Annotated in this window: 23 protein-coding genes; all 23 read left to right on the top strand. The window is 39.3% G+C overall.

What is annotated here, in order from left to right; genetic code table 11:
• Positions 1-104: 104 nt before the first annotated feature.
• Positions 105-815 (top strand): hypothetical protein, encoded by a 711-nt coding sequence (locus BM377_RS00590; RefSeq protein WP_092242122.1) that lies wholly within the window; start codon positions 105-107, stop codon positions 813-815.
• A gap of 86 nt (positions 816-901) precedes the next feature.
• Positions 902-1,420 (top strand): hypothetical protein, encoded by a 519-nt coding sequence (locus BM377_RS00595; protein ID WP_177223750.1) that lies wholly within the window; start codon positions 902-904, stop codon positions 1,418-1,420.
• 11 nt (positions 1,421-1,431) lie between these two features.
• A complete protein-coding gene (locus BM377_RS00600; RefSeq protein WP_092242125.1) occupies positions 1,432-1,992 on the top strand; it encodes a hypothetical protein in 561 nt (186 codons plus the stop codon).
• A 7-nt stretch (positions 1,993-1,999) separates the two neighbouring features.
• The gene (locus BM377_RS00605) at positions 2,000-2,365 is read left to right on the top strand and encodes an HK97 gp10 family phage protein (protein ID WP_143104439.1); all 366 of its coding nucleotides are present in this window, start codon (positions 2,000-2,002) and stop codon (positions 2,363-2,365) included.
• Positions 2,362-9,372: a hypothetical protein gene (locus BM377_RS00610; RefSeq protein WP_092242133.1), complete on the top strand. Its 7,011-nt coding sequence runs from the start codon at positions 2,362-2,364 to the stop codon at positions 9,370-9,372. Before BM377_RS00605 ends, BM377_RS00610 begins: the two co-directional genes overlap by 4 nt.
• Complete coding sequence (locus BM377_RS00615; RefSeq protein ID WP_092242135.1) at positions 9,369-10,292, top strand: phage tail family protein; 924 nt, start codon at positions 9,369-9,371, stop codon at positions 10,290-10,292. The genes BM377_RS00610 and BM377_RS00615 overlap by 4 nt, the downstream gene beginning before the upstream one ends.
• 3 nt (positions 10,293-10,295) lie before the next feature.
• Complete coding sequence (locus tag BM377_RS00620; protein ID WP_092242138.1) at positions 10,296-11,372, top strand: siphovirus ReqiPepy6 Gp37-like family protein; 1,077 nt, start codon at positions 10,296-10,298, stop codon at positions 11,370-11,372.
• A 4-nt stretch (positions 11,373-11,376) separates the two neighbouring features.
• A complete protein-coding gene (locus BM377_RS00625; RefSeq protein ID WP_092242141.1) occupies positions 11,377-12,450 on the top strand; it encodes a hypothetical protein in 1,074 nt (357 codons plus the stop codon).
• A 15-nt stretch (positions 12,451-12,465) separates the two neighbouring features.
• Complete coding sequence (locus tag BM377_RS00630; RefSeq protein WP_092242144.1) at positions 12,466-13,185, top strand: hypothetical protein; 720 nt, start codon at positions 12,466-12,468, stop codon at positions 13,183-13,185.
• Position 13,186: 1 nt separating this feature from the next.
• Complete coding sequence (locus BM377_RS00635; RefSeq protein ID WP_092242145.1) at positions 13,187-13,963, top strand: hypothetical protein; 777 nt, start codon at positions 13,187-13,189, stop codon at positions 13,961-13,963.
• Between the two features lie 84 nt (positions 13,964-14,047).
• A complete protein-coding gene (locus tag BM377_RS00640) occupies positions 14,048-14,455 on the top strand; it encodes a hypothetical protein (protein WP_092242146.1) in 408 nt (135 codons plus the stop codon).
• Entirely contained in the window at positions 14,448-14,606 is a 159-nt protein-coding gene (locus BM377_RS16210; RefSeq protein WP_177223751.1) for a hypothetical protein, read from the top strand. Before BM377_RS00640 ends, BM377_RS16210 begins: the two co-directional genes overlap by 8 nt.
• A gap of 153 nt (positions 14,607-14,759) precedes the next feature.
• Positions 14,760-15,062: a hypothetical protein gene (locus tag BM377_RS00645; protein ID WP_242948055.1), complete on the top strand. Its 303-nt coding sequence runs from the start codon at positions 14,760-14,762 to the stop codon at positions 15,060-15,062.
• Positions 15,063-15,082: 20 nt separating this feature from the next.
• Positions 15,083-15,523, top strand: coding sequence for a hypothetical protein (locus tag BM377_RS00650; protein ID WP_092242151.1), 441 nt, complete (start codon positions 15,083-15,085; stop codon positions 15,521-15,523).
• Entirely contained in the window at positions 15,516-15,725 is a 210-nt protein-coding gene (locus tag BM377_RS00655; protein WP_092242154.1) for a hypothetical protein, read from the top strand. The genes BM377_RS00650 and BM377_RS00655 overlap by 8 nt, the downstream gene beginning before the upstream one ends.
• 14 nt (positions 15,726-15,739) lie before the next feature.
• On the top strand, positions 15,740-16,489 hold the full coding sequence (locus tag BM377_RS00660) for a hypothetical protein (protein ID WP_092242157.1): 750 nt from the start codon (positions 15,740-15,742) through the stop codon (positions 16,487-16,489).
• 12 nt (positions 16,490-16,501) lie between these two features.
• On the top strand, positions 16,502-16,963 hold the full coding sequence (locus BM377_RS00665) for a hypothetical protein (protein ID WP_092242158.1): 462 nt from the start codon (positions 16,502-16,504) through the stop codon (positions 16,961-16,963).
• Positions 16,964-16,979: 16 nt separating this feature from the next.
• The gene (locus BM377_RS00670; RefSeq protein ID WP_092242161.1) at positions 16,980-17,345 is read left to right on the top strand and encodes a hypothetical protein; all 366 of its coding nucleotides are present in this window, start codon (positions 16,980-16,982) and stop codon (positions 17,343-17,345) included.
• Between the two features lie 231 nt (positions 17,346-17,576).
• The gene (locus tag BM377_RS16100; protein WP_143104440.1) at positions 17,577-17,876 is read left to right on the top strand and encodes a hypothetical protein; all 300 of its coding nucleotides are present in this window, start codon (positions 17,577-17,579) and stop codon (positions 17,874-17,876) included.
• Complete coding sequence (locus BM377_RS00680; RefSeq protein WP_143104441.1) at positions 17,806-18,129, top strand: hypothetical protein; 324 nt, start codon at positions 17,806-17,808, stop codon at positions 18,127-18,129. Before BM377_RS16100 ends, BM377_RS00680 begins: the two co-directional genes overlap by 71 nt.
• A gap of 20 nt (positions 18,130-18,149) precedes the next feature.
• The gene (locus BM377_RS00685) at positions 18,150-18,950 is read left to right on the top strand and encodes a GH25 family lysozyme (protein WP_092242171.1); all 801 of its coding nucleotides are present in this window, start codon (positions 18,150-18,152) and stop codon (positions 18,948-18,950) included.
• A gap of 5 nt (positions 18,951-18,955) precedes the next feature.
• On the top strand, positions 18,956-19,159 hold the full coding sequence (locus BM377_RS00690) for a hypothetical protein (RefSeq protein ID WP_092242175.1): 204 nt from the start codon (positions 18,956-18,958) through the stop codon (positions 19,157-19,159).
• A gap of 251 nt (positions 19,160-19,410) precedes the next feature.
• The gene (locus tag BM377_RS00695) at positions 19,411-20,499 is read left to right on the top strand and encodes a tyrosine-type recombinase/integrase (RefSeq protein WP_177223752.1); all 1,089 of its coding nucleotides are present in this window, start codon (positions 19,411-19,413) and stop codon (positions 20,497-20,499) included.
• Positions 20,500-20,595 lie beyond the last annotated feature (96 nt).

Consider the following 20,595-nt stretch of genomic DNA (forward strand, 5'->3'; position numbering starts at 1 on the left):
TGAAACTTGCACAACTTCCTATGAGCGTGCAACAAAGGCATTATCAATCAGATAACAAACATTACGACCAGTTCAGATTGGTATATTAACAAGGAGGAATGAAAATGGCTATACTTGCAGTATGGGATGCTGTCGGCGAGAAGAAGTTTGAAGCCGGCGTAGATAGAGGAATGCTTTTCAAGACTGGCACAACAGCAGGAACATATGATGCTGGTGTTGTATGGAATGGTCTTACAGCAGTTAATGAGTCTCCTTCAGGTGCAGAGGAGAACAAGCATTACGCAGATAATATTAAGTATGCATCAATCCTTTCTGCCGAGGACTTCGGATTTACAATTGAGGCTTTCCAGTCTCCTAAGGAGTTCGACGAGTGCGATGGAACAGCAGAGATTGCTCCTGGAGTACTTGTTTCTCAGCAGTCAAGAAAGGGATTTGCGTTCTCATGGAGAACACTTATCGGTGATGATGTAAATGATCTTGGTGATGCAGGATATATTATCCACATTGCTTATGGTTGCAAGGCTCAGCCTTCTGAGAAGAGCCGCGGAACTGTTAATGAGTCACCCGAGCCTACAACATTCTCATGGACAGTTGCTACAACACCTGTAAATGTTGCAGGAAAGAAGCCTACAGCTCATCTTCAGATTATATCAACTAACGTTGATTCTGAGAAGCTTACAGCTTTCGAGGAGATTCTCTATGGTAAGGCAGCAGTTGAAGCTGACGCAGTTAATGAAATCGAAGCAGCAGATGCAGTTCCTGCACGTCTTCCTCTTCCTGATGAGATTGCATCTTTCTTCTCAGCTCAGGGCTAATTTAAGTAATTTAATTGGGGGCTTAGCTTTCCTATAAGGAGCTAGGCTCCCTTTTTGTAAGGAAAAATGAAAGGAGACATTATTTTATGTACAAATGGGATCACACATATACCGACTATAACGGTAATGAAAGAACAGAAACATTCTACTTTAATTTATCAAAAGGTGAGCTTCTTGATCTTGAGTGGAGAACACCCGGAGGTCTTGAGAACTATATGAAACACATCATGTCTATGATGGATGGACAGGCTCTCGCAGACACATTCAAGATGCTTGTTGATAAGTCTTATGGTGTTAAGGGACCCGATGGAAGAACATTCATCAAGACACCTGAGGTTCTTAATAACTTCAAGTTTACAGAGGCTTATTCTGATCTTTATATGCTCCTTGCAACCGATGATAAGGCTGCAGCAGCATTTATAAATGGAATATTCCCTAAGGAAGCAGTAGAAGCCGCACATAAGCAGCGTGAGATGGCTGAGAAAGCTGGTCTTTCACTTGTAGATACAGCAAAAGATACAGCTCAGGTTCAGGCTGAGTCAACTGTTCCTTTGGTTGAGGGACAGGAGGTTATGACACCTATTTCACCACTTCCTACTGTATAAGGATTAAATAAATGTTACCGCTACATATTGACGCAAAAGAGTTATGGGATGAAACAAAAGAAGAGTTCATTAAGACTGATGCAGTTGACCTAATTTTAGAACATTCACTTGTTTCTATATCTAAATGGGAATCAAAGTATCATAAACCTTTTCTTTCATCTGAAAAAACGGCTGAAGAGTCTTTAGATTACATCGAAATGATGATTATTGGTAAGAAGCCAAAAAACCCTTTAGCATTAAGGCTCCTCTCTAAAGAACAAGTTGAAGAGATAGGTAAGTACATAAACGATCCAATGACCGCTACAACTTTTTCTGAAGAAGAGGAAAAAGAAGCAACAAAGAGTTCTAAGAAAGGTAAGTTTATAACGTCTGAAGAAATCTATTATTGGATGACAGCTCAGAATATTCCTTTTGAATGTCAATATTGGCATTTAAACAGACTTATAACTCTAGTAAAGATTTGCGCAATTAACAACAAACCAAAGGATAACAAGAAAAAGAAGATGACTTCTTCGGATCTTGCTTCTAGAAGAAAACAAATGGAAGCAGCAAGAAAGAGGTATGGAGGATGACTTCAAAATGGGGGTTTACTTTAGAGGAAAAGGGGATTTTAGTAAAACCGATCAGTATTTTAAGTCACTTCTAAATAAAGACTATACGTCAATTTTAAGCAAATACGGTCAGATGGGGGTAGAAGCACTTCGTGCAGCTACTCCTGTCGATACCGGCTTAGCATCAAGCTCATGGAACTATGAAATAGTTAATGAGGATGGGCAGGTAAGGCTCATATGGACTAATGATGACATAGAAGGTGGAATAAATGTTGTTGTACTTGTCGATAGGGGACACTGTACAAAATCTGGAAGTTGGGTTCCTGGACAACATTTCATAGACGACGCCATTAGTCCCATAATTGCACAAATAGCAAGGGAGGTGACTTCATGACAACAGTTATTGATGAACGCGTTGTTGAGATGCGGTTCAATAACGCTGACTTTGAGAAAAATGTAGCTCAAAGTATGAGCACCTTGGATAGTTTAAAAAAGTCACTTAACTTTGACTCGGCAAAATCCTTAGAAGAGCTTGGAAAAGCATCTAAGGGATTTTCTTTAGCCGGAATTACAGAAACAATCACAGAAGCAACAAGCAAGTTCTCTGTTCTTGAGATAGCAGGTATCACAGCAATTGCTAAGATTACATCTGCTGCTATGGACATGGGAACAGCACTTGTTAAGTCTCTTTCTGTTGATCAGGTGTCTATGGGCTTCGATAAATATGCCATGAAGACACAGGCAGTACAGACAATTATTGCCGCAACAGGAGAAGATATAAAGACAGTAACAGATGAAATTAATAAGCTTAACTGGTTTACCGACGAGACTTCATATAATCTTGTCGACATGACAAACAATATCGCTAAGTTCACATCAAATGGCGTTGCGCTACATGATGCTGTAACACAGATGATGGGTATTGCGAATGCTGCAGCACTTGCAGGAGGTAATGCAGAATCTGCTTCGCATGCGATGGAAGGTTTCTCTAAAGCTATCGCCAAGGGAAAAATGGATAGGCAGAACTGGAAGTGGATTCAGACCGCAAGAATGGATACAATGCAGTTCAAGCAGTCACTAATAGAAGCCGGTGTAGCAGCTGGAACACTTACGCAGGTTGCTGATGGATACTTTGAAACCCTTAAAGGTCATGAAGTAACACTAACCAACTTTGAAGAGAACATGAAAGATGGTTGGATGACTGCGCAAGTAATGTCTAAAGCTTTGGAAACATATGGTGACTTCTCAGTTAGGCTTAATGAAGTATACGATACTTTAAGAAAAACACAAAGCAACCTTACAACTTCAGAACTTCTTGATTATGTCGATGATTATAAGAATGGAGTTCTGGATTTACAAGAAACTGCAGATTATTTAAATATATCAACAGAAGAACTTGAAAGTACCATGCAATCATTATCTGATGATGCTCTTGCGCTTGGTAACAAAGCATTTAGAGCTGGTCAGGAAGCGAAGACTTTCAGGGAAGCAATTGATTCTGTAAAGGATGCAGTTTCAACCGGCTGGATGAATACATTCGAGCTTATCTTTGGTAACTATGAGCAGGCTAAGAAACTTTGGACAGGCCTTGCTAATACAATGTGGGATGTATTCGCTGCTGGTGGAGAAAGAAGAAATGAGACGCTAAGACTATGGAGCGAGAGAAACTCTTTAATCGAAGCATTCGTTAATCTGCTTAATGTCGTAATAGGACCACTTAATGCTGTAAGAGAAGCTTGGTATTCTTTATTTGCAGACCAAGCAAGCGAAAGAGCAAAAACTTTGGATAAGCTTACAAGGTCATTTAAGGAATTTACAAAGACCCTTATCCCTTCAGAAAAGATGCTTGGAAATTTATATTTGACATTCCAAGGATTGTTTAATGCAGGAAAACTTGTCGCGTCCGCATTCACCGCAATTGTTAAAGCCATTATACCAGCGGCAAGACCATTTGGGTCGCTTCTCGAGATGTTCACGACATTTACTGCGTATATAGGTGCATTTATTACAGCCATATCCGAATATGCAGAAGAAATGGGCATATTCAGAACAATAACAGAAGCACTTTCAGGAATATTTGAAAAGCTTATAAGCGCACTAAAGCTTCTTGGTGGTTTATTTGTTGGCGGTGTATATCTCGGTACACAGAAGTTTATAAGCATAATTGGTAAATTGGTTTCTGCGACAGATAACTTTATAAAGAATTCAAAGACTATCCAATCAGTACTTTCAAAGATAAAGAAAGGGTTTGATTCTTTAAAGAGGATTATATCAGGAACAGAGCGACCAATTGAAAAAGTAAATACTGTAATAAAGAAGATGGATGAAAATTTTGCATCTGCATCTTCTAGTGGTGTGATATTCGGAACAGTAACAAAAGGAGTAGGTGATAACTCAAATAAAGCACTTACACCAATCCAAAAATTAGGCAATGCCGTAAAACTCGTTGCAACAGTAATAGGCGCAGCGGCACTCACTATAGGAAAAGGAATAATCACACTATTTACAAATTTCTCCAAACTATTTGATGGTTTGAGAGCCAGATTTGCAGAAGCTAATAAAAACTCAACTACGATATTTGATTATATAAAATCTGTGTTTGTAGTATTGGGTGGACTTCTTAGCGATGCAGCCAAAAAGATAGGCGAATTCTTCGAGAGTCTCGGAATCGATACATCTAAAGTAAAAGGTGCATTCGATACTATTACAGGAGCCTTATCTAATCTTATAAAGAATCTTACACCAGGTAGAATACTGGCAATTGCTTTATCTGTCGCACTTCTTGCTCTTGTTGGAGCTGCTGTTGATGTTGCATCAAAATTTAGAGATATGGCAGCTGCTATATCAGGAGTATTTACAAGCCTTAATAAGATTCTGAAGAAACAATTTTCAAAAACATCAATGATCACAGATATAGCGAAGGCGTTTGCTATGATTGCTGGTTCATTAGCACTCCTTACATTAGTTGACCAGACAAAACTCAAGAATGCAGCAGGAATAATGGCGGCTTTTGTTGGAGTATTTACAGTCCTTTCAATTGTAATTGGCGCATTATCTAAGAAAATTGAAGGTGCCCAGTTTAGAAAGAACTTCTCAGGTATAAGTCGTTCAATTCTTATGTTGTCAGCTTCAATGACCGTGCTTGCAGCAGCACTTGCTATTTTATCTAAGATAGATATAGAAAGTGCAAATGAAGCTTGGTGGAAAGTTGAAATGGCATTGGTACTTCTTGGAGGAGTAACTGCAGCCGCGATAGCACTTAGTAAATATTCAGCAACCTTGCCTAAAGGATCTGTGCTTTTATTAGCACTTGCATTTTCTATGAGACAGCTTGTTAAGGCTTTGGCTGAATTCTCAGAACTTCCGTATGAAGATGTTGATAAGCATTGGGCTGGATTTATATCTATGTTTGCAGGACTTGCTGGTGTTATTGCTGCAGCAGGTCAGATTAAGCTTGGAAGTGCATTAGGAATTCTTGTTCTTGCAAAGGCACTCCAGATGATATTACCTGCATTTAGTGACATAGTGGATGAAATAAATAAACTTCCACTTACAGAAATGCTTGATACTGCACTTAAAAAGATGGATGCTAATAAAACATTTATCGCAGCAACAATAGGCTTTATAGGATTTGTGTCAATTATAAGTGCAAAGATGAAATCACAAGCAAAACCGTCAATAGGAAACGTGTTTAAAGGTATTGGCGGTGTAATGGCGGGACTTGGTATCGGCATATACCTAATAACAAAAGCTATAAAAGAAATAAGTGTCATGGTTTCATCTATGAATGGAAATCAGTGGGCAGCAACACTTTCAACAGTTTTGGGTATGGTGCTTGGTATACTGTCATTCTTTGCCGGAATAGCAGCTATTAATAGTTTTGATACTACAGGAACGCTTGATAAAGATTTCAAATCTATGGCAGTTGCTATGATAGGTCTCGGAGGGTCATTCATATTAATTGCAAAGGCAGTTGATATAATTGCAAAAACTAATATGAACGGGCTTGTAGCAGCAAACGCAACTATTATAGGAATAGGAGCGGTTTTAGGGGTTATATTATATGCCGCTGGAAACGTTAAAAAGGCCATACCTGCTGTTGCAGCACTTATTGGTGCATGTACAGCCATAGGTATACTCATTGGCGAAATAGCTATAATGTCCATTTTAATTTCATCTGCTCCAAATATTAACGAGTCACTAGCAGTTATGGGCGGAGTTATGCTTTCCTTGGTGGTTTTAATGGCTACTATGGAGAAGATAAAAGATGTAAAAACTGGTCCGATGATAGCTCTTGCAGCATCACTCGCAATAATAGGCGCATCGCTTGCCGTTCTATCATATATGCCGCTTGAGGGTGTTATAGGTGCTATGATAGCTATGGCCGGGGTAATGACAATGTTTACCGTAGTTGTGGATAAGATCAGTAATATGACTACTAAAGCAACAAACATCGGAACAGCAATCACAATGGTTGCTATGTTATTAACTGTAGGCATCTCACTAGCCAAAATAGCAGAGCAACCTTGGGAAAGCATCGCTGCAGCTGGAGGAGCAATGTCAGCAGCAGTATTGGCAATCTCGGCAGCATTGTTGATATTGGGAAAAGTCGATCCTATAGATAGTGTGGTTGCAGCTGGTGCTATTTTACTAGTCTCAACGGCAATGCTTGCAATAGGAAATACCCTACGCATGATGGAAGGTATCGACTGGGGCACATTTGGTATGTTTGCAGCAGCCATTGGTGTTCTTGGTGGAGTCCTTGGAATACTTGCAGGTATTTCAGCTGCTTGTCCTTTATTTGCAGTAGCTCTATTAGTAGTTGGAGCAGCAATGCTTATGGCATCTGGTTCATTTCTTATAATTGCTGTTGCGTTTAATGTATTTGCGGCAGCTCTACCTGCTTTAGCAGACGGAATCAATTTACTTATTCCTGCGCTTACAAACTTAGCAAATGTTCCATTCGTGAAACTCGCAGGCGAATTACTATTGTTTGGTGGTACAGCAGTAGTTCTTGCTCTGCTTGCCCCGTCAATGATAACTGCAAGTATTGGAATTGCTACGTTTAGTGGTGCTCTTATGCTATTAACGGTTGCGCTTTCTGGTATAGGAACAGGCTTTGAGGTGCTTGCAAATGGAATAACACTTGTTGGTAACACCATAGTTACTGTTGTTGAAAATATAAAAACAGCAATAAATGGTTTACTAAGTGATATGGCGTCAGCATTCCAAGGTGGTGCTGCAGTTCAAGTAATAGCAGCAGCAACAACACTTGCACAGAAAATAGCTGGTGGAAAGAATCCAGATACAGGATTTATAGGTGGTCTTGCCTCAGTATTAAAGTGGCATTCACCTCCGGGTGTAGTAGACGATTTACTTACAGACACAGGAACAGCATTTGCCAATAATCAAACGGCTGTATCCGCCGCTCAACAATCAGGAGAACAGATTGGTGATGGATTTGGAAAATCGCTATTATCAAGTCTCTCGTCTTGGCTTAGCGGTGTAGGTGATATGATTAGTTCTGCTTTTAGCGGAATGGGCACGAGTGTCTCTGGTGCTACCAATGATATGAGTAAAGACCTTGGAACAGCAGGAGCTCAAGCTGAGAAGTTTGGCAGACAACTTGATGGCACTTCTAAGAAAGCAGGCCTATTCGCTAATATCCAAGAGAAGGTTAACTCAGGACTTGATAAAGGCAAAGAGCTTTTTGGCGATCTTGCTAATCCCATGGATTTCATAAATGATGAAACAAGCAATCTAACTGATAATTTACTTGGTGGCACTGATGCTGCTAATGGATTTGGTGATGCACTTGAGGGGGCTGGAGGTAAAGCCGGTAAAGCCGGTAAAGACCTTAAAGATTTTGGCGAGACCCTCAAAGACACCATCACAAATCAGCTTGATATCTTTAACAAGTTTGAGATTAAGCAAGGAATCACAGCAAATCAGATGCTTGAAAACATGAAGTCAAACATTGATGGTTTTGCTTCATGGTCACATCGTCTTGCTGTTCTTGCTGAGCGTGGCATTGATCAGGCTCTTTATCAGAAGCTTGCCGAAATGGGACCTAAGGGTTATGAAACGGTTGCAGCGTTTGTTCAGATGACAGATGAGCAGCTTCAAGAAGCAAATCAGCTCTTTGCAACATCAATGTCTCTTCCAGAGTCTCAAGCATCTATTGTTCAGGCTGGCTTTATTTATGCCGGAGAAATGGCGGCTAAGGGATTCTCAACTGCCCTTGATGATCATAAGCAAGCTCATGCAGCAGCCCAAGGTCTTGCAAAGGCTGCTATTGAGGGAGTTGATGAAACACTTCAGATTCACTCACCTTCTAAAGTAATGTGGCAGAGAGGTTGGTACTCACAGCTTGGATTTAGAGATGGTTTTAGAGCGGGTCAACCAATAACAATAAACATTATTGGAATGCTTTGCAGAGAAATTGTTGAAGCATTTGAGACTGGACTTGGGCCTGAAGTATTTGAGCAGGTTGGAACTACAATGCTTGGAAATCTCTTTGCGAGCATCTTAGAGACAAGTGAAGAAGAACCTAACCCTATTATCACAGCAATGTGTGAAGCACTCACCACATTTGACTTAATTGACGAAGCAATTACACTCTTTGTCGAGCATATGAAAGAGATGTTTAATACACTCTTTGAAATGGGTGAAGGCGGACAGTCTATGTGGTTCTATAACTTCGCTAACTTCGGCATTATTCAGTCTATGATTAATGCACTGGTTGCTAATGAGGTATTCCTTCTTACACAGCTTCTTATGCTTGGAACTGGAATCATGAATACACTTCGTGGACCATTTGGTGATGAAGGAAAGACACTTCCTCAGATTGCATACGATGTTGGTATGAACATTGCTCTTGGTCTTAGAGACGGTATTAATGACTATGCTGAAGAAGCAATTGCAGCTGCTAGAGCTATGGCTGAAGCAGTTATTGCTATATTAGAGTCAATTCCTGATATCAATTCACCTTCAAAGGTAACCAGAAAGCTCGGTGGATTTATTTCACAGGGATATGCAATTGGTATTGAAGATGGAGCAGGCAATGTTTACAATGCAGCAAGGAATGTAGCAGAAAGTGCTATTGATGGAATTTCTTCTGGTAGAATTCAGGATATCTTAAATTCAGAATTTGACTTTAATCCTGTTATTACCCCTATTCTTGACCTTACTTATGTAAGAGAGCAGCTCGAAGAACTTAGCGATATCATGGCTATTCCTGTCGATGCAGCTGTTAGTCAAAATGAGGCCAATAATACAAAGAATTCACCTAGCCAGATCAATTTCACTCAGAATAACTATTCACCTAAGTCTTTGTCTAGATATGAAATCTATAGGCAGACTAAAAATCAAATATCTCAGCTTAAAGGAGTAATGGCATGATTAAAGGCGTGACAATCACCAATGAGTTTGGTGAAAGTATAACTATTACTCTTAACGACACTGAACCTAGAACGGGGCTCTTTATCACAGAGATAGAGGGCCTCGGGCCTCCTAAGGCTGATGTTATTATGAAAAGCATCGCCACAATGGATGGTAAGAAGTTTCAAATAGCAAGGGGTAATGAAAGGGATATTATCTTTCATTTCTTATTTATCCCTTCTAATGATTTATCAGTAGAAGATTCTAGACAGCTTACATATAAATACTTTCCTTTAAAGAGGAAAGTGCATCTCATATTTGAAACAGATAATCGATCTGCAGAAGTAGATGGGTATGTAGAGGAAAATGAACCTGATATATTCAGGGAAGATTCTGATACAGCCATAACTGTAAAATGTGAATCCCCATGGCTTAAAAAGCATGGTCTTGAAGGTTCACAGGAAATATTATTCTCTGATGTAGATCATAGATTTGAGTTTGAATTTGAGGACCCTGATGACTTAAGTCCTACTCTTGAATTCTCAGCTATTGAGGTTAAGAGGGAGAATGTTATCAGGTATAAAGGAGAAGCTGATTCTGGAATCATTATGTCTATGTTCGCTTATGGCAGATTTACACACCCGACAATCTACAACAATACAACAAGAGAAAGAATGACAATAGATACGAATAAAGTCGAGACTCTTATAGGGTCGCCTATTAAATACGGCGACGAGATTAGAATCTCAACTTATCAGAACGATAAATACATTCATTTTATCAGAGACGGTAGGACAACCAATATTCTTAACACAATAGATAAGGATGCAGACTGGTTTACTATTCACCCTGGTGATAATATTTTCTCTTATACCTGTCAGGCAGGAGAGTTGGATGTGGAATTCACGATAAAAGCAGACATACTATTACAAGGAGTATAAGCTATGATTCTTTACGTGCTCAATTCAAACTACGACAAAATCGTGGTTATGGATCACTACGAGTCAGCTTTATGGGTTGATAGGTATAACAAGCCTGGAGAATTTGAGCTGTATATTCCGGCAGAATCCAAACTGTTTTCATACATACAGTGTGGAGCATTTTTATCAAATAATTACTCTGATAAAACTATGATTATCGAGAGTATTAAGATTGATACTGATATCGAGGATGGTAATAAGGTAACCGTTACTGGGAGAAGCTTAGAGTCTATCCTCGATAGACGTATCATATGGAGACAAACAGATTTCAATAACGCAAATCTTCAAAATGCGGTAAAAAGACTTTTAAATGAGAATGTCATTTCGCCATCAATAGCAGCAAGAAGAATTCCAAATGTTATATTTCAGGATAGCTCAGATCCAAGAATAACATCATTAACTTTAACTGCTCAGTATACAGGGGATAATCTATTAGACGTTATTAATGAAATCTGTGAACAGAATAAGATAGGATATAAACTTGTTCTGAACGATAATAAGCAACTTGTATTTTCTTTATATATGGGCGCAGACCGGTCATATAATCAGACTGCAAATAATTATGTTGTCTTTTCACCAAAATTCGAGAATCTACTGAATTCCAATTATACAAAAGATGATAAATCTTATAAAAATGTAACACTTGTCGCGGGAGAAGGCGAAGGTGTGGAAAGAAAGACTAGAACAGTAGGTTCTGCATCTGGAATAAATAGAAGAGAACTATTCACAGACGCAAGAGATATTCAGTCTAAAGATGAAGATGGAAACGATTTATCAGATGCAGAGTATAACGCACTCCTCGATCAAAGGGGAGTAGAAAAACTATCTGAAGCAAAAATGACTGAAGAATTTGATGGTGAGACTGACCCTTTTGAGTCTTTCATATATGGGGAAGATTTCTTTATGGGAGATTTAGTTCAAATAAGAAATGAATATGGCTTCGAAACTGCATCGCGAATAATAGAATTCGTGTATTCAGATAATACTTCTGATGGGTCTAAATACTACCCGACATTCGAAGTCTATAAAACGGAGGATTAACTAAATGGCACTGACATACGGGTTTTTCAACTCCAGAGAGGGAGATAGGAGATATTCCGCTAAACAGTTCGGCTCTATCTTTGATGGTGTAATTGAAGATGGAGTGTTTATGAAGATTGGCGGAAAAATGATGGTTAAAGCTTCCGGTGATGGATTTCAGGTAAATGTAGAAACTGGTAGAGCATGGTTCGATCATACCTGGACACTTAATGATTCTATTTATGCAATGTTATTACCTCAACCGGAGGTGTTACTTGATAAATACGTCGCTGTGTGTCTTGAGATTGATGAGAGAAATGAGGCTAGAAGAAATAGTTTAGTCCTCGTTGCAGGAACCCCATCAACAAATCCAACATACCCAAGCCTAGTCAATTCTGATCTCATTCATCAGCATCCTTTAGCATATTGTCGTGTAAGAGCAGGAGCTACATATATAACCCAAGCAGATATTGTAAATACGGTTGGTACATCGGCTTGTCCGTTCGTTACCGGTGCTGTTCAGAATATGAACATTGATGATTTGGTTGCTCGATGGGAATCTCAGTACACGCAATGGTTTAATGCAAATAATAATGAGTTCAGGACATTTATGTCCAATAGTCATGCTACTTTTGATGAGTTTATGGCTACATCAGAAGCAACATATGATGAGTGGTGGACAGCATTTACTAACAATGCATCGGAAGAGCTTATTCAGTTTGAGAATAGCTATAACGATTTCATGTATCTGTCTAATGCAGCATTTAATAGTTTCATGGAAAGAATAGATGCTGGATTCGAAGATTTTGTTGAGGCTGGGGATGCTCGCATTGACGATATGCTTTCTAATCTTGGTTCAGAGTTTGATTCGTTCTGGACAGACTTCCAAGCAAGAATGAATGGATATCTATCTAGAACACAGGCTGATATCACAGCGTGGTATGAGCACATTCAGGGTCAGCTATCGCAAGATGCCGCAACAAATCTGCAGAATCAGATAGACGCAATCAAATATATCTACGTAAGTCAAAATAGGGTTATTTTACCGAATACTGCAGGCTCAGTTTCTGGAAGCAGACTTATCTTATCAACACCATAAGGAGGAATATGAAAAATGCCATCATTAAATAATGAAGTTGATATTATTACTGTCGGCGGTGTTGATCAGGACATCCGCGATACAACTACAAGGAGCTCTATTGGACCAACTGAACCTTTAGATGTTGCTAGTCAACCGCATAGAATTAATGAGGTATTCTATTTGGCGGAAGACAGAAAATTGTACAGGGCAACGCAGCAGATAGAAATCGGACATGCATTTATGCCCGGTATAAATGTTGAAGAAGCTACTCTTGCCGATCTTATGTATCGCCTTTTCAATCAATCTCCAGAAGAAGTTATGGAAGATATTGCTACATATGAAAGAACGGAAACAGCATCTAAGACCTTCCATGCAGGAGATAGAATATTTTTAATGGACGGAACATTTTGCAGAGTTACAGATACGGTGTATGAAGGCACAACGTGGGCTATAGGAACTAACTGTGAGCTTTCAGACACAATTACTGATCTCATTCTTGCATTAGAGCAGGGCAAACAGAAAAAACTTGTTAGATTAGAACAGTTATTGGAGTCAAATCAAACAACAGTAGTGTTTACCGACAATGCAATTCCGGCTGATGCGTCAGACAATACAAAAATATTAAGACCTGCTACAAATGCGTTTGGTAAGATGCCACTTACTATGACACTTACGGCAGCACATGAAGTAACAATGACATTTAAAGCACAGACTGCATCTATGGTTGTGTATCTTATCATTGAGGAGGTGTGATATGGCTATTTTTGAATGTGTGGGCGGCGTTAGCCCTACAGGTAATGCACTTCCGGGCGATGTAAGAGCAGGGGTCACATTCTCAAATGAGGATGACATAGATTTGGTTGGAACTTTTGAAGCTCAGCAAAAGACAGTTACTAGCTCTAGAAGTTCACAGATAGTAACGCCAGATTCAGGAAAATATTTAGACCAGGTTACTGTAAATGCATTATTGCCGACTGGTACATATACTCCTACATCTAGAGCTGCAAACATCGATATGGGTGCGGAATCTAATTATAGATATGTAACAACCACATCAGTACCCAACAGTAACAGTGGAACTTACACATTCCCCGCAAATGATACGGGTGGAACAAAAGACCTCGGCGCGACTAATACATATAGGTATGCCAATGCCACAAATGTGTATAACAAAGGTAAAGCAGATGCCAAGTTTAATGTGTACTGGGAGTCAATCGCTTGCGAAGGTACAGGGTCTGGTAACGGAGCGACTTCAACAAAAATGTGGTTTTACTGGCCAACCGGTCGTTATAAGACGTTGAGTCTAGGCGCATATCACTGTAGTGGCGATTATCCAAAAGCGCAAAATTCAAATATACAAGTACATAACGGCAGTCAATGGGTTACTCTATGGTCTAATCCAAAGACGTATAATGATGTAGCTGGCGGTTCATGGGCAATAACAAATTGCGGTGGTCTATATGTTGAAGTTGGTAGCTATGGTCAGGGGCAATGGGCTAAATTCACAACACTTCAGTTAATAGCCAACTAATCAAAATACTTACCGCGACGCACAGTTTAATCAGTATTATATCTATTACCTAACAAACATCTCTCCAATGGAGGTATTTTACTTATGAAAACCATTAACTTTAATTCTGTTTCTTTTAATCTGGTGAACGATTTAAATGTTGATCTTACCAGACTCCAAGCTACAATCTATCCAAGCAACTACACAATGGAACAGATTGTTGCTTCAACAAAAGACTGTAATATTATAAAAGTTCTCGATGACGGTAAGATTGTTGGTCAGTATACTGGCTATACACAACCTCTTGCCTACACTATGAATTATATTGATTCTGAGACACCAGTTATTTCGATCGAGCTGGGTAATGCTGATGTCATTACTCAACTTAACTCTTTAAACGATCAGATATCAGCGCAGGCAGAAACAATTAACGCTTTATCCTCAGTGGTAAGTGACGTTGACGATGCAGTTGCCATGCTGGCTAGCGTGATTGGAGGCGAGAATAATGACTAATTATTATGTGCATAAAATTATTCAGAGAAAGGTCAATCCAATGACCGGTGATATCTGGCACGTTCATGATATTCCAAAGCTTTGGCGAGAGGAGATTCGTCAGTACCTTAAAGAAAACTATCCCGACTTCAGGGACTGGGATAACGACTAATATCAAAATAGGGGGCTAAAAATCATGTTCATTAACTATAACGCCAACCCCCGAATGTTAAATGTTGGAGATTGCGTCATACGGGCAATATCTACGGCACTTAACATGGATTGGTACAAAGTACATGATGATTTGTGCCTTCTATCAAGAGATATGGCAGATATGCCGTCTTCCAACAGAGTTTGGAAAGAATATTTAAGGTCACTAGGCCTTCGTGAGAAACTTGTCGATAACGAATGTCCGAACTGCTTAACCGTAGATAGGTTCTCAAGAATGAATAATAAAGGGACTTACATCTTATCAACATGTGACTACACGAAGGCTAATGATATAGTCGTTACGGGTACACATCTAGTAACTGTTATAGATGGTAACTACTATGATACATGGGACAGCGGAGCAGATATTCCGGTGTCTTTTTTCTTTGTACCGGAAAATAAGAAACTGCATACCTAAAAAGCGTGAGGGCATTTCGTATGAGTTATTACGATTACGGATTCAATCCATATCCTAATATGGGATTGATACCAAACCAAATGATGCCAACTTCACAACAGATCCCTAATCAACCACGAGGTGATAACTACTTCGTATGGGTGCAGGGAAAGGAAGGCGCCAAGGTCTATCCTATGGCTCCTGAGAAAACTGGATTGTTTTTGGACGATCAGAAACCATATGTATATAGGAAAGTCACTGACAAATTGGGTAAGACTCAAGAATTTAAAGTATTTAAGCTTGTTGAGGAACCCGATGAAGAAAACATATCAGTAGACACCACTTCCTATGTTACTAAGGAGGAATTCGATAAGTTGACTCAGGAGCTTGGTGAGTTAAAAGCCATGGTTTCTTCAAACAAGCAAAAGAATTACAACGGTAACAAACAAGGAAGCAGAAAGGCATTAGACGAAAATGGCTAATCCATTGCTTAACGGGATGATGCCTCAAAATGGGGGCAATCCTTTTGGAAATTTAGTTTCCAATTTTAAACAATTCAAACAAAACTTCATAGGAGATCCGAGACAGCAAGTTCAGGAATTATTGAATTCTGGCAGGATGACACAGGAACAATTTGACTATCTTCAGAATATGGCTAAGAGCCTGACTGGAGTGCTCAAGTAAGGAGGGTGTTATCTATGAGCTTATCAAGTGGTGAATTGTCCGCGGCCGATGTTGCGGCAGTAGTAGGAAACAATGGAAATGGCTTTGGAAGTCTAACCGGTGATGGAGGAATCTGGATTATTGTTCTGTTCCTTTTCGCACTTATGGGCGGATGGAATGGTAATGGAGGCGTTGGTGGAAACGCTTATCCTCTCGTTCAGCAGGGATTTGATCAGGCTGCAGTTATGAGTGGTATTAATACTCTTGCTGCATCGCAGGCTGCCGGATTTGCAAATGCAGAAACAGCGGCTAATGCAAGACAGATTGCTGACATACAGATGGGATACCAGAACCAGATTGCTAATATCCAGTCAATGAATAGTCTCTCTTCACAGTTCGCTAATTGCTGCTGTGAGAATAGACTAGCAACTGCAAACCTTGGAGCAGATATTGCTAGAGAGGCATGCGCTGACAGAGCAGCAGTATCAGACGCACTTAGAGATGTTCTCGAAGCAAATAACGCTTCAACACAGAGAATATTAGATCAGATGTGTCAGGATAAGATTGACGCTAAGAACGAGCAGATTGAAAATCTCCGTCAACAGCTCAATATGGCACAGCTTTCAGCCTCTCAGAATGCTCAGACGGCAGCTATACTTGCTAATAACGAAGCACAGACAACTGCTCTCGAGCAGTATTTATCCCCTACTCCTCGTCCTGCATACGTGGTTCCAGCACCTTGGACTAACTATGGTTATAACGGTTGCGGATGCAGCTTGACTTAAGGGGGTGATTACATGTCTGAATTTAGCGCAAATGCTATTCAGGTTGTTAACCCTGGTGAATCTGTAATATTTACAGAATCTCCTGTGCCTAACAGGAATGGCCTTGTAAGACACAGAGACGATACAGGTAACTTCCTTTTATCCGGTTTCATACCTCAAAGTGGATGTAATTGTGGTTGTTGTAGGAATAGCTCAGCATCATATCTTGTAGATTTTGGTGCTAACGTTTCTATCCCTACAGGTGGAACAGTTGGACCAATCTCTCTTGCGATAGCAATTGACGGCGCAACACTTCCTGCAACTACAATGATTGTTACTCCTGCAGCAGTAGATGAGTATTTCAATGTAAGCAGAGCAGCAAATGTTGAAATATGGAATGGCTGTTGTGAAACAGTAACTGTCAGAAACACATCAGATCAGGCGATTCAGGTTCAGAATGCAAACATCATATTTGCAAGACCTGATTTAGACTGAGGAAAGGAGGTATGACATGGATTATGATAAATTACATGATCTCGTAGATTGCGAGATTGATAAAATATCAGATCATAAAGAGCTAAACGATACGCTCCTTGCTAATCTCTATAAACTCGTCGATATTAAGAAGGATCTATTTGAAATCGAGGAGAAAGAGATGAATATGATGGGAGACTATCAATCCGGAAATTCATATCGTGGTGGTAATAGAGGATACTCTAGAAGAGGTTCTAATATGAGCTATCGATATGGAAATGGCGGATATAGCATGGATAGTGACGAATCAAGTTATTCTCATCTTGAAGAGGCAATGAAACATGCTAGCTCTGATCAAGAAAGAGAAGCAATCCGTAAGCTGATTAATCAGAATTACAGATAATTTTTGATAGAAGACGCTAAGTGTCTTAGCGCTAGGGCTGCGTTCATTCATTTGGACGTGGCTCTTTCTAATAAAGGACATGCGAGAGTCAAACTACCCCTCATGTGCGCTCTTGATTTCTGCCAAAATCAACCGACCTCCTACAAATATAGATTACTACTTGCCAAACTCCTTAATCTCAGAATGAAATACTCGTATGTCCTTTATTATCTCAAAATGGGGGAAATAAATATGAAAAGTAAGAAAAAACCAAAAAAGAAAGTATCAGCACTTGATAAGTATGTCATTTTCAGCTTATCTAGCTTAATTATATTCACAATTGTAGCAATAGTAGTTCAAGTACTTATGGAGCAGGAACTTAGCAGCACGCTAATAACCTGCTTTTTTTCATGCTTTGGTGGAGAACTACTAATGCTTGCAATGATAAAAAGATTAAAACTCAAGAAAGGAGAAATTGGCGATGATGGTATTTTTGGCAAACAACTGGGAGATGATACTGATAATTCTGTTGGCAATAGTAGGGCTGACTAGTTTTCTGTCTAAGAAAGAAAACATTCAGAACCTTCTTGTTTATGTATGCCTTGAAGCAGAAAAGCAGTACGGTTCTAAGACTGGAACAATCAAGCTTAGACAAGTATATGACTGGTTTACATCTAAGTATCCAATCATGTCTGCAATAATCACATTTAACCAGTTTTCAAAGATGGTTGACATTGCGCTCGAAGAGATGAGACATCTTATTGAGACAAATAAGAACCTCTTTGATTATGTATCAGGTGTTTAAGAACAAAAGAGGAGAATTATATGGGAGAGGTACTCGGAATAGATGTAAGCCATCACAACGGTAAAATCGATTGGAAGCAGGTGGCTGCATCAGGAAAGAAGTTCGTCGTAATGAAAGCACAGTACGAGGCTCAAAGCCATCGTATCGACGAATGTTTCGAATACAACTACGCTGAGGCAGGAAAGAACGGTCTTGCAAGGGGAGTATATATATACATAGCAAGACACTCGGTAGCAGATCCCGTTAAAGATGCTACTATGCTTCTTGAAAAGCTTAAAGGTAGACGACTTGAATATGGCATATGGCTTGATCTTGAGGATAAGAACATAAAAGCCATCGGTAAAGATTACTTTACTAGACTAGTTCATATCTACGATAACCTTTTCAAGGCAGCTGGATACTATGTTGGTATCTATTGCAACAAGGATTGGTTCAATAATGTACTTGATGGATATTCTCTTTCCCAGGATTATGATTTCTGGATTGCAAGGTATCCTTCAAACGATGTTGGCGCTTACAATCCTAATTCATCACTTAATCCTATTAAATACGCTGTTGCTTGGCAATACTCATCAAAGGGAAGAGTTGCAGGCATTAAAGGGAATGTCGACCTTAATGTAGATTTCGACGGAGTCGTTAATCTTATGGCAGACAGTCACCTTAATCCAATAGCTAAGAAGACTGATAGAGAGATAGCTAAAGAAGTTATCGAAGGTAAATGGGGAACAGCTTCATCAAAACCCACAAGAAAGGAACTTCTGACAATGGCGGGTTACGACTATAATAAAGTCCAAACCATTGTAAATCAGCTGTGTAGGTAATAGTAGTGATAGATCCAGAGCTTTTTGTAATTATATTTGTAGTAACTATTGGTATATTTCAGTTCGTAAGCACTATACGTAATCTCATAAAGAGAGATGGCAAGATTGTTGTCAACGAAGCTGCAGATTCGATGACCTTTGTCATAACAACAGATCCTGAAGAGATCAAGAAGAAAAAGAGAATTACGCTTGTAGTCGAGCGACACTGATTTAATATACAAGTAAACCATAAACTTTAGGATAATTAATCCTAACAATCAATCACGTATGACTTGTAGGGGATATTGGGCTCATAACCTAATATCCTCTTTCTTATTATTTACATGCCCTATCATTTTTTCCATTTCGGGGATATAGACGACCACATCCTATGTAATTATACAATCATCGACAAATGGGAGGAATGAGAGTATAGTATTTTATGATATCTCGTTCCTATTTGAAAGGAGATACTAGAATAATGGGAATGAGAATAAATGGTAAGAAATTACCGGAAGGCATTAGCCAAAAAGAAAACGGAACATATTTAGCGAGGGTCAGGGTAGGAAGCGGTAACAGATGCTCAAAAGTATTTGATACTCTTCCCGAAGCCAAAAGATGGGTCTCTAAAGTAAAAGGGTCTGAAGAAAAGGAATCTTCCATATTTGATGATATATCTGTAAATAACTGGTTTAACTACTGGATAGAAAACCTTATGACAGATGTTAGAATCAACACAAAGGTTTCTTACAAATCTAAGTATAATACTTGGATAAGACCTTCAATAGGCAGACTAAGTGTTAAAGAAGTTAAGCCATACCATTGTATGGAAGTGCTTAATAAGATGAAACTTAGTGATAAGAAGTCATCCACAATTGATCAAACAAGAATTGTGATGCATCTGCTTTTTGCCTATGCAGTAGAGAATGGTCTTTGCCAATCGAACCCAGTTACACGGTCGGTTAAATTATCTGGGAAAATCGTTGTATTTAAGGATACTAGGTATTTAACTAGAGAAGAGCATAGGATATTCCTTGAAGAAGCCAAGAAGCACAAGTACTACAGCCAGTTTGCTTTGATATTGCAGACTGGGCTACGGTATGGCGAGCTTACCGGTCTTAAATGGAGCGACATAGACTTCGAGAGACGGAATATGAGAATACAGAGGTCCGCTTCATACTTAGAAGACCATGGAGAGTTCATAATAGGGGAACCTAAATCGAAGAATGGCTATAGGGATATATACCTTACCGATGAGGCTATTGATATTCTGCTATCTACGGATAAGCAGGGTGAGTTCGTTTTCTTAAATAAGGGAAAACCAATAAAAAGAGCTGTATACAACATGCAACTTAAGCGAATATGTGAAAAGGCGAATATAGAGCCATTCTCAATTCACAAACTTCGTCATACATTTGCAACTAGGTGTATTGAATCTGGAATGAAACCAAAGACATTACAAAAGATACTTGGCCATTCTGATATCACCGTTACACTGAATTATTATGTTCACATTTCCGATAATGAACTTGCAAATGAGATGAACAAATTTTCACAGATGGTTATCTAGGGTGGGTACCAAAGTGGGAACCAGTTACCAAGACGACAATGCAAAGTTGCGTATTTGCTATGAATTAAGAGATGTGTTACAGTTAGAAGAGAAATG

This window comes from Butyrivibrio sp. INlla21, assembly GCF_900116875.1.
Taxonomy (GTDB): Bacteria; Bacillota; Clostridia; order Lachnospirales; family Lachnospiraceae; genus Butyrivibrio.